The following is a 15,311-nucleotide window of genomic DNA, read 5'->3' on the forward strand; positions in this document are numbered from 1 at the left end:
GGTCAGGTGGTCGCGGGCTCGCGTTCCCTGGTGGAGCGCACCAGGGCGTTCTCCACGACCGCCACGAGCACGGCCTTGACCGACTCCCGGTCCCGCGCGTCGCACATCATCAGCGGCACCTCGGGGTCGAGGTCGAGGGCGGCCCGTACGGTGTCCGTGGGGAACCGGTCGGCGTCCTCGAAGCAGTTGACCCCCACGGTGAACGGGATCCCGCGGCGTTCGAAGTAGTCGATGGCCGCGAAGGAGTCCTCCAGGCGGCGGGTGTCGGCGAGGACGACCGCGCCGAGCGCGCCCTGCGCCAGCTCGTCCCAGAGGAACCAGAAGCGGTCCTGGCCCGGGGTGCCGAAGAGATAGAGGACGAGGTCCTCGCGCAGCGTGATCCGGCCGAAGTCCATGGCGACCGTGGTGGTGCTCTTGGACTCGACGCCTTCGAGGTCGTCCACGGGCCGGCCGGCCTCGCTCAGGGTCTCCTCGGTGCGCAGCGGTTTGATCTCGCTCACCGCGCCCACGAGGGTGGTCTTGCCCACCCCGAAGCCACCGGCGACAAGGATCTTCAGTGTCACCGGCTCCACCGGCGTCTCCTTGCGGCTAGAGCGCCCGAAGACCATTGATCACCTCGCGGAGAATACTCACGTCCGGCAGTTCGGCCGGCGGAACGGGACGGGTTACGTGGACCAGTTCCTCGTCGACGAGATCGCCCACGAGGACCCGCACCACCCCGACGGGGAGGTCCAGGCCCGCCGCGAGCTCGGCGATCGACTGGGGTGTGGTGCTGCAGCGTTCGACGATGTCGACGTGCTCCGGCGAGAGCGTCTGGTCCCGTCCGGGGTCGTCGGCGGCCGGTTCCGGCACGACCAGCGCGATCAGATCCAGCCGGTGCCGCGCGCTGCTGCTCGTCCGGCCACGGGTCATGGCGTACGGACGGACCACCGGTCCGGCTTCGTCGTCGAACCAGTGGTGCGATTGCCGGACCTGCTGTCTGGCGTCAGTCATGCCGCTCCACTCACCCTCCGGCGGCCAGTCCGGTGCGTGGTGCCGTGGCGAGGTGGGCGCCGACGCGCTTGACCATCAGCGTCATCTCGTAGGCGACAAGGCCGACGTCGGAGTCGGCGTCGGACAGGACGGCGAGACAACTGCCGTCGCCCGCCGCGGTGACGAAGAGGAAGGCGTCGTCGAGCTCGACGACCGTCTGCCGTACCCGTCCCGCGTCGAAGTGACGGCCCACGCCCTTGGCGAGGCTGTGGAACCCGGAGGCGACGGCGGCGAGATGCTCGCCGTCCTCGCGGGTGAGGTCCTTGGACGTACCGGTGGCGAGACCGTCGCTGGAGAGCACGAGGGCCTTGCGGATGGACCCGACCCGCTGGACCAGTTCGTCGAGGAGCCAGTTGAGCTCGCCAGTCGTGGTCGCGTCGGGTGCAGCGGCGTTCGGTGCGGTCATCGACCGTTCCCCTCCGGTGTCGTTCCTGGTGCTGTCTCGCCGGGGCCGGTGGCGTCCTCGGCGTTCTGACGGCGTCCGCGCTGCCATCCGCGTTGCAGCGAGGCCATGCGGTCGCGTACTTCTTCTGCGTCTCGTTCGACGTCCTGGACCTCGGCGGTGGCCGCGGCGCGCGTTTCGGCGGACCGCCCGGCGGAGGTCTCGCGCAGTTGCGGGGCGAGGCTGGCCTGACGGACGCGGCGGGGCAGTCCGCCCAGCGTCTGCCCGGCGGTGCCGCTCCCGGCAGCGGCACCGGACCCGGCGCGGGGGGCGGAACCGGCCGCGGAGCCGGACCCGGCACCGGTGGCGGGCGCTGGACCCGCGTCAGCGCGCCAGGCCGGGGCGTCGCCGGGGCGCCCGGGGGTGTCGGCGACGGGAGGCCGGGGGCCCCTGAGCGGCACAGGGCCGGCGGCGGGACGGGGCACCGGGGTGTTCGGCGTATCCGAGGCGGGGGTGGCGCCGTCCGGCGTGTCCGCCGTCGGGGACGGGTGCGAGCGGCCCCGCTCGTCCACCCGGCGGCCGTGGTCGGCGACCAGGGTCGGCGGCTTGCGCCGCGGCAGCGGGATCGGGCCCGTGCCCGAACTGGTGGCGGACCGGCGCGGACCGCTCCTCGGCCGCTCGGGCGCCTGGTCAGTGGCCTGCTGGTGCTGCTCGTCGGGCGGGCGCAGGAAGTCGCGGGCGCGGAACAGCCCGCCGCGCTCGCTCTCGGTGTCCTCGATGTCCGCCGCGGTGTTGATCGGGTCGGCCGTGTCGATGCGCTCGAAACCGCCGAGGGCGGGACGGTCCTCGAAGCCCAGCGCGCCGACGGGTGCCTCCAGCTCGACGGGTCCGTCGAGCACGGAGGATCCGGTCAGCCCCGTCGGCACCTGGGCGAGCGCGGCGAGCCGGCCGCCTTCGGAGCGGCCGCCGCCGTCCCGGACTGCCGCGGCCGCGGCACCCTTGCGGTCGAGCCGGAATCCCGTGCCCTCGGTGTCGGGGGCATCGGTGAGCACCGTGGCGGGGATGAAGACGACCGCGGTGGTGCCTCCGTACGGCGACGGCTGCAGCGAGACCCGCACGTTCTGGCGCTGGGCGAGCCGGCTGACGACGAACAGGCCCAGCCGGTCGGTGTCGGAGAGCTCGAACTCGGGGGTCTCCGCGAGCCGCAGGTTCGCGTCGAGCAGCAACTCGGGGGTCATCCCGAGGCCACGGTCGTGGATCTCCAGGGTGAAGCCGTTCGCGACCCGCTCGCCGTGTACCTGGACCCCGGTGTGCGGGGGCGAGAACACGGTCGCGTTCTCCAGCAGTTCGGCGATGAGGTGGGTGAGGTCGGAGACTGCGGGGCCGCCCACGCCGATGCGCGGCAGCCGCCGGACCTCGATGCGTTCGTAGTCCTCGACCTCGGCGACGGCCGCCCGCACCACGTCCATCAGCTGGATCGGCTTGCGCCACTGGCGGGAGGGGGCCGCGCCGGAGAGGATCACCAGGCCCTCGGCGTGCCGGCGCATACGGGTGGTGAGGTGGTCGAGCCGGAAGAGGTCCGCGAGTTCCTCGGCGTCCTCGGTGCGCCGCTCCATCGTGTCGAGGAGCGTGAGCTGACGGTGGAGCAGCACCTGGTTGCGGCGGGCGAGGTTGACGAAGACCTCGGAGACGCCGCGCCGCATGTCGGCCTGCCGGACGGCGGCCTCGACGGCGGCCCGCTGGAGCGTGTTGAGCGCCTGGCCGACCTGGCCGATCTCGTCCTTCTCGTAGTCGAGGTGCGGTGCCTCGGTCTCGATGTCGACGTGTTCGCCGGCGGCGAGCCTGCGCATCACGCTGGGGAGACGGACGCCCGAGACCTCGTGGGCCTCCTTGCGCAGCCGTGACAGCGATCGGGCCAGATCGCGGCCGACGCGTACGGAGACGCCGACGGAGACCAGGAGGGCGAGGAAGCCGAGCACGCCGGCGACGCCGGCCCTGACGAGGACGCTGTACGCGGCGGGCTCGACGCGGTGCTGGTAGCGGTCGCCGGCCTCGGTGGACTGCTGGGCGAGATCGTCCAGGACCGGAGTGGCCAGCTGCTGCCACCGTGCGGCGTCGACGACGCGCGGCTTGTTGGTGGCACCCGCGGCGAGCAGCTTCTCCTCGGCTTCGCGCAGCGGCTGGGTTTCGGGGCTCCGCCAGTACTGTTCGAGGATCTCGCGCTCGGACGAGGGCAGGACCTCGAGGTTGATCTCGTACAGGAGCTTGCGGTTGGCGGCGAGGTCCGAGACCGCGCGTATCTCGTCGGCGGTGACCTTGCCCGCGACCAGTGAGGAGGTCACGAGCGCGTCCTCGCGGGAGAGCAGCTCGCGGGCGCGTACGACACCGACGAGCGCCCGGCTCTGCTTCTCCAACTCGACGTCCTCCAGGGCGTGGAGGGAGGTGAGGAAGCTGTAGCAGGGGTCGACGAGCCGGTTGTAGAACTCCAGTGCCTGGGCGCGGGTGATCGCGCTCTGCTCGACGTTGCGGCGCAGCGAGCCCAGTCCGTCGAGGGCGTCGACGAGCAGGGTGAGCCGGCGCGAGACGTCCGGGCTGATGGAGTCACGGACGCCGGAGTCCTGGGCGCTGGCGCGGATTTCGGCCACGGCCCTGTCGGTGTCCGCGCGCTGCCGCCGCAAGGTGATGAGGGCCTCGGCCTCCCGGGGGTCGGCGAGGTACACGAGGGTCTGGCGGCGTTCCTTCTGGATGACACGGACCGTGTCCTCGATCGGAAGGCCGACCTTCTCGCTGATGTAGCCGACGTCCAGCAGTTGCTTGGCCTCACGGCCGGTGAGTGCGGTGGCGAAGCCCCAGAGCGCGGTCAGGGACACGAGCGGCACAAGCAACAACGCCACGATCTTCCGGCGGATCGACTTCCCGCGAAAGCGCATGGCCTCCCCCAGCTCGACCCGCGTGACAGGACGCGGGTGGTGATGTCCGCTTGGTGTGTGGTGCCTGGTCTGTGGTGTGCGTCAACAAACGGCGCGAGCCTACTACTGACACACAGACAACTCGAAGACACGTCCGGACGATTTTCAGCCGCAGCTCGGCACGTTGATCATGGGTTGTCCTGGTATCCGGGGAGATGGCATTCCGCAGTGTGGCCTAGGACACGCGACAGAGCGTCCCGTTCGCTCCGTGCGCGGATGGCTGGAATCGCTCGTTCAGAAGGGAATCTTCCGGGCCGACCGATCGTCATTCCGTACGGGGAACAGGAGTTGCGGGGGATGGGACCGTGCGCGAATGCGCACGGGCGCGGCGGCGTAAACGGACCGGAGCCGGGCAGCCACCCTGCAGTCGGACATATGTGGGGAGTGAGCGCAGACCATGGGGACTGCGGACGAGACGGGTGTGCAGCGGCCGCTCTGGGCCGACGAGCCGGTGGGGCGACGGCGGATGCCCGACCCGGTGCGTACGGCGGCCGTGCGCGCCGTGATCGTGACGTCGGTGACGATGATCCAGGCGATGGTGGCTTTCTTCTGCACGCTGACGGGGTCATGGCTGGCGTTCCCCATGCTGCTGAGCAGCGTGGGCAGCACGGTCGTCACGACCTGGGCGGTGCTGGACGTATGGGTCACCCGCCAGGTGTGGAACCAGCGCAACGGCGTGGTGTCGGTGCCGAGCAGCACGGCGCGGCAGTTGCGGCGTGAGCGGCGGCGGGCACGGCGGACGGCCCGTGTCGCGGCACGGGAGGCGGCGCGGATACGGCGACGGGGCGCGGGCAGGCTGTCGCAGGCCTGAACTCCCGCGCCCGGGGGCGTGTTGCCTAGGGGTTCCGGTGCGCTGTCTCCGGGTGCCGTGGCGGTGGGCCCGGGTGCTGTGGCAGTGAGTCCGGGTGCTGTGGCGAGGACGCCGACGCCGAGCCCTGAGACGGGGAGGCGGGCCGCTCCTCGGGTCCTGGACGGGTGGAGGCTGCCGCGGGTGCCTGGTGGTCGGCGGCGCGCTTGAACATCCGGGTCGCGGTGATCTCGCCGTGCACCGTCTCGCCGTCGGTGCGCTGCTGGGGCAGGCCGGGGCGCAGATGCTCCTCCACGCTGATGTACTTCAGGCCGGCCCTCAGGTCCGCGTCGTTGCGCAGCCTGATGACGAGCGGGAATTCGGCGAGGGCCGTGGTGTCGAACAGCCCCGTGGTGTACAGCAGCTGGACACCGAGGGCGTCCGAGACGGCGCGCTGAAGCTCCAGCAGATAGGTCGCGTTGGCACGGCCGATGGGGTTGTCGAGGAACAGCGTGCCGGCGTGCCGGTGCTTGTCCCGGCCGCGGTCGTTGCTGCGCAGCGCCGCCATGGTGCAATAGAGCGCGATCGCGGCGGTGAGCAGCTGGCCGCCGGAGAACACGTCGCCCATCTGCCCGACCGGTACGCGCTCGGCGCGCAGCACCGCGTCCGGCTTGAGGATCTCGACGGCGACGCCCTTCGGCTGAAGCGCCGCCTGGACACCGCGCAGCAGCAGGGACATGCCGTCCCGGCGCAGATCGGAGTTCTTCCTCACCGCGGCGCGGGTGGCCTCGTCGATGACCTCGCCGAGCCGTTCGGTGAGGGTCGCCTGGTCCGGTTCCTCGAAGCGGATGCGGAGGAACTCCTGGCCCGACCACTCGCCGAGCCCTTCAGGGAGTTGGGAGAGCCGCTGTGCCGATCGGAGCGTGGTCAGCGCGGACTCCACCAGCCCGCGGAGCCGGTCCACGATGGAATCGCGGTTGCGTTCCAGCTGGGCGAGCTCGTCGGTCAGCACGCGCAGCCGGGGCGCGAACGCCTCCGCCCACTTCGCGGCGTGCTCGGGCAGGGCGGCCGCGGGCAGTTCGCGGATCTGCTGACGGGCCGGTGTGCGTACCGCTTCGTAGCGGGTGGAGTTGGCGTGCCGTACGAGCACGTCGCTCGCCTCACGCACGGCGGACTCGGCGGCGGACAGGTCGGCCGCGCAGCCGCGGAGCGAGCGGCGGGCCTCGGCCGCGGAGTGCCGCGCCTCCTCCAGCGTGCCCGGATACGGGTCGGGGTCCCCCGGCTCCTCCTCCGTGTGGTCCCTGAGCAGATCGCGCAGCAGCGCCGCGGTCTCGTCGAAGCCGCCGGCGGCGTCCTCGGCGGCCCGATGGGCACGCAGCAGCCCGGTGTGGGTGTCCCGGGCGGTGTCCAGCGCCTCGGTGCGGGCGGCGAGTTCGGCCGTGGCCGTACGCAGCAGGGCCTGGGCCCGCTGAGCGTCGACGGGGACCAGCTCCTCGGGCAGCTCGGTGTGCGCCTCGCCGTCCGCCGGGGCGAGGCGCTCGGCCTCGCCGCGCAGCCTGCCGAGCTTCTCGCTCGCCTCGGAGGCGCGTGACTCCAGCATCTGCACCAGCGACTCGGCACGGGCCGCGGCGGCCTGGCGGGACGGTCCGTCGGCGCCGTCGGTGCCTTCCAGGAGCTGGGCGGCGCGGGTGCGGACCTTGTTGGTGAGCCGGTCGAGCTCGGCCAGCGCCGCGCTCTCGTCGCTCTCGGCGCGGGCCTGTTCGGCGCGCAGATCGGCGCCGACGCCGACCTTCTCGTACAGCTGGGAGGCGGCGCGGTAGGCCTCGCGCAGGGCGGGAAGCGCGGGGCGCGGGGTGTCGGGGGCGGCGTCGGCCGCCGGCAGCTGCTCGGGGGCCCCGGCGATCTCTGCGCGCTCGGCCCGGAGCGCCCGGGCGGTACGCCGGGCGTCGTCGGCGGCGCGCTGTGCGGCGCGGCGGTCCTCGTCGGCGGCCCTGGCCCGCTCCAGGCAGGTGGTCGCGCGGGCGTCCGACTCGGCCGCGTCATCGGCGAGTTCACGCAGCTTGGCCTGCCAGCCGGCGCGCTCCCGGAGACGGAAGGCCAGCCCGGCGAGCGCGTCGGCCGCGCGGCGGGCCCGCTGGGCCGCGTCCTGCCGCTCGTCGCGGACCCGGGCGGTGTCGGCGGCGGTCTCCTCCGCTTCGGCCCGTGCCGTGCGGGCCCCGGAGAGCGTCTCCTCGGCGGCCTCGGCGACTTCCTCAGCGGTACGCGCGGCCTCCGCGAGCTCGGCGAGCATGCCCGGCGGGCAGTCGGCGCGCCAGGAGCCGATGCGTGCGGCGAGGGCACGGTCGCCCGCCAGCCGGGCCGCGAGGATCCTGATCTCCTCGTCCCGCGCGGCCGCCCTGGTACGCAGCGTCCGCCGTTCCTCGTCGGCGGCGTGTTCGTCGTGCATGGCCGGGTTGGGAGGCACGAGGAACACGTCCGTGTCCCCGGCGGCGCCCGGTCCGGGTACGGGCGCGAGCAGGGCGGCGGCCGTACCGACGGCGACGGCGGACCGCGGCAGCAGCGCGGCTCCGGTCAGCACCTCGCGTGCGCGGGCGTAGGAGACGGGGTCGGTGATCACGACGCCGTCGACCAGTTCGGGCCGGGCGGCCAGGACGGCGGCGTGGTCGGCCGGGTCGACGGCCTGGGCGAGATAGCGCCAGCCGGGCAGCGCCGGAATGCCGTGCTCCCCGAGGAATTCGACGGTCGCCAGCACATCGGGGCCGGGCGGCAGGAGTCCGCCGTCGCCGAGCGCGCCGAGGATGCGGGCGTCGTCGGCGGCGGCGGTGCGCAGGTCGAACAGCTGCCGCTCGGCCGTGACGACGCCCTGCTCCAGCAGCTCACGCAGCTCGTCGGCGTACCGGTCGAACTCCTCGGCACCGAGGGGGCCTTCGGCGGCGGAGGCCGTGTGCTGCGGGGATCCGGCCGGTCCGCCGTTGCCGGGTGTGGTGTCCTTCGCGGCCTGGTCATCCGTCTGGGCCGCGTCCTTCGCGGCCTGACCCTGCCGGGGGCCGGGGACGGCCCGGGCGGTGGGGATGCTGGGGCCGGTGGGGCCGGTGGGGCCGGTGGGCAGGCTCAGCAGTTCCGCGAGCCGCTCCGACTCGGCGATGGAGGCGGCGGCGAGGTGCTCGGCCTCGTACGCGTGCGCCGCGGCACGGGACGCGTCCGAGGCGCGGGCCGCGGCCAGTTCGGCGCGGGTCTCGGCGGCGGCGGCCTCACGGGCACGGTCGGCGGCCGTGCGGGCGGAGTCACGGGCCACGTCCCAGGCGGCGACGGCGGTCTTCTCCGCGTCACTGGCGGCGAGCGCGGCCCGGGCCGGATCGGCGTCCGGCGCGGTGTCGTCGAGCCAGCCGGCCCGGACCGCCTCAGCGGTCTCCTGCCCGACCTCCGCGAGGCGCTGGCGCAGATGGCCCGCCTCACTGCGGGCCCGCTGGGCGTCGGTGGCGGCCGCGGTGGCGTCGCGGTGGGCGGACTCGCCCGCTTCCTGGAGCGCGGCGGAGCGCTCCTCCTCCTCGTTGGCGACGCGCTCGCCGTCCTCGGCGGCGGAGTGCAGCGCGCGCACGAGGTCGGCGGCAGCCGTGGCGCGTGCTGCCAGCGCGGGTGCGGCGTCCCGCTCCGCCTCGCGGATGGCGGCGGCGACCCGGGTGGAGCGGTCGGCCGCGGCCCGGTGCCGGAGCACCGCTTCGGCGGCCTGCCAGGCGGAGTGCAGGGTGCGTGCGTCGATCAGCTCGCGCCGCTGTGCGGCGGCGGCCTTCTCCGCTGCGGTCAGCGCCAGCGAGGCGTTGCGGTAGGCCAGTTCGGCGGCGATGAGCGAGCTTCGGCTGCGGGACTGCTCGGCCTCGGTCACGGTGTGCGCGGCGGCGGTGACCTGCTGGGCGAGCTCCGCGGTACGGCCGCGCTCCTCGCCTGCACGGGCGGAGAGCCGCCGGGCGAGCGTGCGGGTGCGGCGCTCGGCTCCCGCGTGGATGTCACGCGTCCGGTCGCGCGCTGCGGCCGCTTCCACGATGCGGCCGAGCAGATCGACGGAGCCTGCCGTGAAGTCGCGCTCGGCGGTGAGTTCGGCGCGGCGGCCCAGCTTGTTGCCGAAGCCGCTGACGAGATCGGCGAGACCGTCGGTGTCACGGGTGTCGGTGACGGCGCGCAGCAGCAGGTCCGTGAAGTCGGAGTCCTTCTTCACCGCGAACAGACCGGCCGCCTCGCCCTCGTCCGCGTTCATCTCGCGCTGGTAGCGGAAGAGTTCGGGGTCGAGTCCGAGATCGCCGAGGTGCTCGTTCCAGCGGTCGTGGATCTCCTCCCAGAACACCTCCAGATGCGGGTACGCCTTGCCCGCTTCGGTGATCGCGTCCCGGAAGCCCTTCATGGTGCGGCGGCGGCCCTGTGCGCCGGAGGCGCCCTCGACGGGCGGCCGGACGGCGGTGGACTCGGCGACGGGCAGCGAGTCCAGGCCGAGTCCCGGTCCCGGCCGGAAGGAGTACCAGGCTTCGGCGAACTTCCGGGGATCGTTGGAGACCTGACGGCCGCGCCACTCGCTGACCTTGCCGACGACGACCAGTTCACCGGTGAGGGTGTGCTGCCACTCCAGGGCCACGTGCCCGCAGTCGTCGGCGAGCAGGAACTTGCGCAGAACGCCGGAGCTGGCGCCGCCCAGGGTGTTGCGGTGGCCGGGCAGCATGACCGAGAAGATCAGCTTGAGCAGGACCGACTTGCCGCCGCCGTTCTCCAGGAAGAGCACGCCGGCGGGCGCGGGGCGGCGCGGCGGGCCGACGGGCTCCTCCTCGAAGAACTCGGCCTGCGTGGGGGCCGGGTCGGGCACGGGTGCGCCGACCCCGCGCAGATCCAGCACGGTGTCGGCATAGCGCGCACCGGCGGGCCCGATGGAGTAGAGGCGTACCCGGGACAGCTCGTACATGGCGGCGGACTCTCGTCGTTCTCAGCAGGGTCAAGCGGGGACCGGCAGGTGGTGCCGGGTTCGGGCGGGGGCCGGCGGGTCAGGCGTGGAAGGGCAGGCCGGCGTCTGCGGCCAGGTCGAGGTCGTCGGCGTCGGGAGCCGCCACGAGCGTGGCGGTGCCGTCGGTGACGGGGACGACGCCGAGTTCCAGGAGCTCGGCCATGGCCACGCTGCCGGCCATGTCCCGGACCTGCAGCTGGTAGCGCGCGGTGGTCCGGTACGCACCGCCCGCGTCGTCGCCGGTGCGCTGCAGGAAGCCGGAGTCGGTGAGGAAGGCGACGGCCTTGCCGACGATGCCGGTGGTGGAGCCCGCGAGGCGGCGGGCGTCCTTCGTGGCACCGGTGGCGCTGCGGCGTGCGTAGATCCGCCAGGCGGCCTCCAGTCCGGGCGCGTCGGAGGCCGGGTCGGTGTTCTCCCCCTGCTCCTCGGCGCGCTCCTCCAGGCGTGTACAGGCCTGGCGGACGAATGCGTCGACTCCGTTGACCGTGATCCGGCCGATGTAGCCGTCGTCGGCGAGGTCCTCGGGTCGGGGGAACGCCATGGCGGCGACGGCGAGATGGGCGAGGCCGTGCAGGAAGCGGTCGGCCGAGTCGGCGGAGGCACGGCGCGCGTAGTCGCCCATGCGGACCGCGAAGACCGAGTCCTCGCCGGCGGTGACGGCCATGCCCGCGCGCGGCGACACCTCGAGCACCACGAGGCCGAGGCCGGTGGCGACGGCGTCGGCGAGCCGCGCGAAGGCGGACTCCTCGCGGTAGCGCCGCAGCAACTCGGCGTACTCCGCGTCGCGCGCGGGCATCAGCTTGGGCTGCAGCCCGAAGGAGACGAGCCGTGCGGCGTCGGCCGCGTCCGCGGGAGTGATGGCGCCGGACGCGGACATCGGCCCGGCCGGCGGCCCCTGCGGCGTGCCCGGCTCGCTCCACGCCCCGGCGTGCTCTGCGTGCTGGTCGCTCACGGCTGCGGCTCCTTGCGGTGTTTCTCTGCGCGTACGGGTGCGGGTTCGGCGTCGAGGACGGGTGCGGGTTCGGCGTCGAGTACGGCTGCGGCGTCGAGGACGTCTGCAGGGTCGAGTTCGGGTGTGCGGCCGGGGGACGCTGTCGCCGCGCGGCTGGGCTCCTGGGCGCGCGAGCCCCCACGGGGACGGGTCACGGCCGAGCCCTGTCCTGGCGTGCCGTCGGCCGCGGGGGCGGTCACGGACGCGCGGAACGGCCCGCTGCCGGAGGCCGCTCGCGTCGGCCGGCCCGGGGCCCGGAGGGCGAGGACGATCCGCCGGGTGTGCCGGTGCGTCGTGGCGGGGCGGCAGTGGGCGGCGCCGCTGGCCCGGCGCGTGCTCACGCCGCCTCCGTCCGGTCCGCCGCCATGCCCGCCGCGTCCAGCAGGGCCGTGCCCACGATCAGGTCGGCGCCGCCGAACTCGGGGTCGTCCAGCTCGGTGCCGTCGTCGACGGCGAAGAGCAGGCGCTGCTCGCCCTGCCGGTAGGCCGTGCCGACCGGAGGGCTCGCCGCGTGGACGGCGAGGAGAGCGACGAGATACGGCAGGTCCGGATCGCGGCGGCGCGCCTCGGCGAGGAGCCCGGAGAGCCGGCGCGGGGCGTCATGCTCCAGATCGAGCAGCTCCATGGCACTCGCCAGCTGCTCCTCGCTGAAGCGGCTGTCGTCCGGGGTCGCGATGAGGTCGGGCTCGGGCATCTCGGCACCCAGGTGCTCACGCTCCACCGGTGGGCTGAGGAGCATGTCGACCAGGTCGGTGACACGGACCGAGGCCGGCGTACGCAGTCCTGTGCCGCGGGCGAAGAACGCGTCGGTGACGCGGATGGCCTGGCCGACGGGCAGGGGAAGCAGCGGCGCGACGAGGTGGCCGTACAGATCGATCCCGGAGCGGGCGGCGGGTGCGGCGAAGGCCTGGCGGTCCTGCTCGGCGCGGAAGAGCGGCCCGGCCTCCAGCAGCCGGGACTGGAGCTGGGTGTGGCGGCGGATGCAGTCCTTGACTATGTCGACGAGCTCGGCGGCGCGGCGCTTGTGCTCGTGGTCCTCGGCCTCGTCACGCGCCTTGCGGATGTTGGTCAGGATCGCGTTCTCGTGGCGGTAGCGGTCGGCGACGTGGTCGAGCGCCTCGGCGATCATGTCGGGCACGGCACTGAGCCAGTCGACGGCGCGCACATTGCGCCGGGTGGCCTCGAGGGTCCTGCGGAGCGTCTCCGCGTACTGCACGGTCCGGTAACGCGCCTGCTCGGCGGCGAGCTGGGCGTCGGCGAGCCGGCCGCGGTTGATGAGGACCTCCAGCTTCACCTCCGCCGCGATCTGCGCGCTGGTGACGTCCGTGTCGAGGGCTCCGACGAGGACGTTGACCGCTTCGTCGGTCGTGCGGAGATAGACACTGCCGCCGTAGCCCGGGACCTCCTCGATGAGCTTGAAGTCGTAGTCCCGGCGGACATACACGCCGTCAGGACCGAAAGTGCCGTAAACCGCACGGAAGCCGCGGTCCACGCTGCCGACGTTGATCAGGTTCTCCAGCACCCAGCGTGCGACGCGCTCGTGCTCGGCGACGGGGCGCCGAGGGGCCTGCGCCGCGACCCTGGGAAGCAGTCTGGCCACTATCTGCTCGTGGTCGGCGCCGGTGTCGAAGTCCATGTTGAGCGTGACGAGATCGATGGCGGCGAGGGCGACCTCGGCCATCGCGTAGATGGAGTACTCCCCCGCCAGATTCGCCTTGCGCGTGTCCAGGTCGTGCAGCGGCGCGGTGCACGCGAGCGCGCGGAGCCGCCGCGCGAGCCCTTCGTCGGCGGCCGGGCCCTGAGCGGGGCGCGGCCCCGCGCTGAGCTGGGGCGGAACGGATTCCGTCGAGGCAGGCGAAGTCACGGTGCACAGACTAGGTCCTCGCACTGACAACGGTCGAAACGGCGCAGAAACCCCCCGCTCATGGGCACGGGCGGGCGAGGAGCTCCGGCCGGTCAGCGCTCGGCCGCGTCCCCCTCCGGCACGAGCCCGGCGTAGATCTGGACGAGGCGGGTGCGCGAGCCGTCGAGGTAGTCGGCGAGCAACTGCTCCGCGTCGTCGCGCCTCCCCGCCTTCAGCACTTCCAGAATCTCCCGATTTCGCACGAGATAAGGCTCATGAAGCCCGCGAGGATCGTCCACGACGTGGAAGGCGAGACGGAGTTCGGCGAGGACACCCCGCATGAGTTCGTCGGTGCGGGCGCTGCGGGCGAGGGCGACGAGTTCCCGGTGGAAGTGGATGTTGGCCGTCGAGACGCCCTTCCAGTGCTTCTCGCGCGCCGCCTGCTCACCGCCGACGACCGCGGCCCGCAGCCCGTCGAGCACGAACGGCGGCTCACCGAGCCCGCGGACGACCGCGCACTCGACCAGCCGGCGGGTGCGGTAGATGTCCTCGACGTCCTCGACGGTGAGGACCCGGACGAACACGCCCCGGTTGAGCTGGTGCACGAGCAGCCGCTCATGGGTCAGCAGCCGGAACGCCTCGCGCAGGGTGTTGCGCGAGACGCCGAGCGCACCGCCGATGCTGTCCTCCGAAAGCCTCGCCCCCGGGGGGAAGAAGCCCTCCGCGATCCGGGTCCGCAGGATGTCCGCGACCCGCTCCGCCGTGCTCGTACGGCCCAGCAGTCGGCGGTCGTCAGCCAGTTCACCGAGCTCGGACCCCGTCGTCTCCACAGCGCCCTCAATTCCGTTCTTCCCCACCGCCGGTGGCCCGGCGCCGTCATCCGGATTCCATCGTAGAAGCAAGAACAAAGCAACGAGACTCTTGTCGGATCGTTGAACAATCCTCTACGGTGTGGTGAGCGTCACTCTGCAGGACCGGCGCATCACTCAGCATCACCACGCACCCCACTCAGCCGCACCCAATTCCCCCTCTGCGAGGTGCCGATGAGCACGACCCAGACCCAGCGCGAGCAGGGCGAACTGCCCGAGGACACAGGCGCGTTCGCGTGGCTGCGCGCGCTCGGACCGCGCGGCCGCCGGGCCTTCGGCGGCGCGTTCGGCGGCTATGCCCTGGACTCCTACGACTTCTTCACGCTGCCGCTGAGCATGGTGGCGATCGCCGCCTTCTTCAGTCTGGACAGCGGCCAGACCGGACTCCTCACCACCGTCACCCTGGTCGTCTCGGCCGTAGGCGGAGCGCTCGCCGGGATCCTCGCCGACCGGATAGGCCGGGTCCGGGCCCTGATGATCACGGTGATCACGTACGCGCTGTTCACCGTGCTGTGCGGATTCGCGCCCAACTACGAGACCCTGCTGGTCTTCCGCGCCCTTCAGGGCCTCGGATTCGGCGGCGAGTGGGCGGTCGGCGCGATCCTCGTCGCCGAGTACTCCACGGCCAAGCACCGCGGGCGCACCCTCGGCGCGGTCCAGAGCGCCTGGGCGGCCGGCTGGGCCCTCGCCGTGATCGTCTACACCCTGGTGTTCCAGTTCCTCGACAGCGACACCGCATGGCGCGTCATGTTCTGGACGGGCGCGCTGCCCGCGCTGCTCGTCGTGTACGTCCGGCGGAACGTGACGGACGCGCCCGAGGCCGCGGAGCGGCGCCGGGCGAGCAGCGAGCGCGGCTCGTTCTCCGCGATCTTCCGCAAGGACCTGGCGCGCACCACCCTGTTCGCCGTCCTGCTCTCCACCGGCGTCCAGGGCGGCTACTACACGCTGGCCACATGGGTGCCGACGTATCTCAAGTCCGAGCGGGGCCTCACCGTCGTCGGCACCGGCGGCTATCTGGCGTTCCTCATATCCGGTGCCTTCATCGGCTACCTCACGGGCGGCTATCTCACCGACGTGCTCGGCCGGAAGAAGAACATCGCCCTGTTCGCCGTGCTCTCCGCCGCCTGCATCCTGGCGTACACGAACCTCCCGTCGGGAGCCAACGGGCTGCTGCTCGTGCTCGGCTTCCCGCTCGGCTTCTGCATGTCGGCCATCTTCAGCGGCTTCGGCTCGTTCCTCTCCGAGCTGTATCCGACGGCGGTTCGCGGCACGGGCCAGGGGTTCACGTACAACACCGGCCGCGCGGTGGGGGCCTTCTTCCCCACCCTCGTCGGGTTCCTGGCCGACAGCTGGGGAGTCGGCGGCGCCCTCGTCTTCGGCGCCGTGGGATACGCACTCGCCGTCATCGCGCTGTTCGGGCTGCCGGAGACCCGCGGCCGCGAGCTGGTCTGAAA

General features: G+C 73.0%; 11 protein-coding genes. 2 read left to right on the plus strand and 9 right to left on the minus strand.

Annotation, left to right across the window (positions count from 1 at the left end):
• Nucleotides 1-2: 2 nt before the first annotated feature.
• From ACIQMR_RS07830 to ACIQMR_RS07845, 4 genes are read right to left on the minus strand one after another with little or no spacing between them, the layout of a single operon-like run.
• Nucleotides 3-608, minus strand: a complete 606-nt coding sequence (locus ACIQMR_RS07830) for a GTP-binding protein (protein WP_401384160.1) — start codon at nt 606-608, stop codon at nt 3-5.
• Nucleotides 589-993 (minus strand): DUF742 domain-containing protein, encoded by a 405-nt coding sequence (locus ACIQMR_RS07835; RefSeq protein WP_266375952.1) that lies wholly within the window; start codon nt 991-993, stop codon nt 589-591. Before ACIQMR_RS07835 ends, ACIQMR_RS07830 begins: the two co-directional genes overlap by 20 nt.
• Nucleotides 994-1,003: 10 nt before the next feature.
• A complete protein-coding gene (locus tag ACIQMR_RS07840; protein ID WP_266375950.1) occupies nt 1,004-1,438 on the minus strand; it encodes a roadblock/LC7 domain-containing protein in 435 nt (144 codons plus the stop codon).
• Nucleotides 1,435-4,344 (minus strand): nitrate- and nitrite sensing domain-containing protein, encoded by a 2,910-nt coding sequence (locus tag ACIQMR_RS07845; protein WP_401384164.1) that lies wholly within the window; start codon nt 4,342-4,344, stop codon nt 1,435-1,437. Before ACIQMR_RS07845 ends, ACIQMR_RS07840 begins: the two co-directional genes overlap by 4 nt.
• 436 nt (nt 4,345-4,780) lie before the next feature.
• On the opposite strand from ACIQMR_RS07845, the gene ACIQMR_RS07850 reads away from it, so the two are divergent.
• Complete coding sequence (locus ACIQMR_RS07850; RefSeq protein WP_401384167.1) at nt 4,781-5,194, plus strand: hypothetical protein; 414 nt, start codon at nt 4,781-4,783, stop codon at nt 5,192-5,194.
• Between the two features lie 25 nt (nt 5,195-5,219).
• Here ACIQMR_RS07850 and ACIQMR_RS07855 read toward each other — a convergent pair whose 3' ends face one another.
• The 5 genes from ACIQMR_RS07855 to ACIQMR_RS07875 all read right to left on the minus strand — a co-directional run bounded on the left by ACIQMR_RS07855 (nt 5,220) and on the right by ACIQMR_RS07875 (nt 13,818).
• A complete protein-coding gene (locus tag ACIQMR_RS07855) occupies nt 5,220-10,115 on the minus strand; it encodes a hypothetical protein (protein ID WP_401384170.1) in 4,896 nt (1,631 codons plus the stop codon).
• Nucleotides 10,116-10,194: 79 nt separating this feature from the next.
• The gene (locus ACIQMR_RS07860; protein WP_401384173.1) at nt 10,195-11,106 is read right to left on the minus strand and encodes a hypothetical protein; all 912 of its coding nucleotides are present in this window, start codon (nt 11,104-11,106) and stop codon (nt 10,195-10,197) included.
• Nucleotides 11,103-11,486, minus strand: coding sequence for a hypothetical protein (locus tag ACIQMR_RS07865; protein WP_401384176.1), 384 nt, complete (start codon nt 11,484-11,486; stop codon nt 11,103-11,105). The genes ACIQMR_RS07860 and ACIQMR_RS07865 overlap by 4 nt, the downstream gene beginning before the upstream one ends.
• Complete coding sequence (locus ACIQMR_RS07870; RefSeq protein ID WP_266375942.1) at nt 11,483-13,009, minus strand: hypothetical protein; 1,527 nt, start codon at nt 13,007-13,009, stop codon at nt 11,483-11,485. Before ACIQMR_RS07870 ends, ACIQMR_RS07865 begins: the two co-directional genes overlap by 4 nt.
• Nucleotides 13,010-13,101: 92 nt before the next feature.
• Entirely contained in the window at nt 13,102-13,818 is a 717-nt protein-coding gene (locus tag ACIQMR_RS07875; RefSeq protein ID WP_401384179.1) for a GntR family transcriptional regulator, read from the minus strand.
• A 213-nt stretch (nt 13,819-14,031) separates the two neighbouring features.
• Here ACIQMR_RS07875 and ACIQMR_RS07880 point away from each other — a divergent pair, with 213 nt between their 5' ends.
• Entirely contained in the window at nt 14,032-15,309 is a 1,278-nt protein-coding gene (locus ACIQMR_RS07880) for an MFS transporter (RefSeq protein WP_401384182.1), read from the plus strand.
• Nucleotides 15,310-15,311 lie beyond the last annotated feature (2 nt).

Origin of the sequence: Streptomyces sp. NPDC091376 (genome assembly GCF_044757085.1) — a bacterium.
In the GTDB taxonomy this organism is placed as follows: Bacteria; Actinomycetota; Actinomycetes; order Streptomycetales; family Streptomycetaceae; genus Streptomyces; species Streptomyces pratisoli.

Coding starts and splice junctions, on each gene's coding strand:
- ACIQMR_RS07830 (WP_401384160.1), bottom strand. CDS start 608: ATGGTCTTCGGGCGCTCTAGCCGCAAGGAGACGCCGGTGGAGCCGGTG.
- ACIQMR_RS07835 (WP_266375952.1), bottom strand. CDS start 993: ATGACTGACGCCAGACAGCAGGTCCGGCAATCGCACCACTGGTTCGAC.
- ACIQMR_RS07840 (WP_266375950.1), bottom strand. CDS start 1,438: ATGACCGCACCGAACGCCGCTGCACCCGACGCGACCACGACTGGCGAG.
- ACIQMR_RS07845 (WP_401384164.1), bottom strand. CDS start 4,344: ATGCGCTTTCGCGGGAAGTCGATCCGCCGGAAGATCGTGGCGTTGTTG.
- ACIQMR_RS07850 (WP_401384167.1), top strand. CDS start 4,781: ATGGGGACTGCGGACGAGACGGGTGTGCAGCGGCCGCTCTGGGCCGAC.
- ACIQMR_RS07855 (WP_401384170.1), bottom strand. CDS start 10,115: ATGTACGAGCTGTCCCGGGTACGCCTCTACTCCATCGGGCCCGCCGGT.
- ACIQMR_RS07880 (WP_401384182.1), top strand. CDS start 14,032: ATGAGCACGACCCAGACCCAGCGCGAGCAGGGCGAACTGCCCGAGGAC.